This window comes from Pseudoalteromonas sp. S4492 (assembly GCF_005886115.1).
Taxonomy (GTDB): Bacteria; Pseudomonadota; Gammaproteobacteria; order Enterobacterales; family Alteromonadaceae; genus Pseudoalteromonas; species Pseudoalteromonas gelatinilytica.
Genome location: NZ_PNCP01000090.1, coordinates 1 through 385 on the forward strand (window position 1 = coordinate 1; position 385 = coordinate 385).

1 protein-coding gene is annotated in these 385 nt (G+C 41.0%); it reads right to left on the reverse strand.

All coding sequences use genetic code 11. The annotated features are described in order from the left end of the window. Positions 1-68: 68 nt before the first annotated feature. Positions 69-311, reverse strand: coding sequence for a hypothetical protein (locus CWC28_RS20785; RefSeq protein ID WP_138625710.1), 243 nt, complete (start codon positions 309-311; stop codon positions 69-71). Positions 312-385: the final 74 nt, after the last annotated feature.

Consider the following 385-nt stretch of genomic DNA (forward strand, 5'->3'; position numbering starts at 1 on the left):
AAGACCTGCTTTAGCGCGTTTTGTAGCTAAAATGTTCATTACGTTTTTCATGTTGATATCCTTAAAGGTTAGGTTTTTCCCATGGTACGGACGACACGACCAACACCATGAGCGGTTACAAATGCGACTAACGCCGCTGTGTTAATTAGGCCAAAAGTAGCCAAGTCAAAAGCAAACAATTCATTAAGAACGTTTACTAAATTTTGTTGTTGGAGTTGTGCAAACTCCGCTTGTGTAACCATCACAAAATCACAAACACCCGTTACGGCTTTTAGTGTTTGGTCTGGTTGGATAGCGACACATTGAGCCATGATTAGCTAACCAGTTTTACATCTGAAACGATGTTACGAGACATGTTTTCAGGGTCAGGCTCTAGGGTTAAATC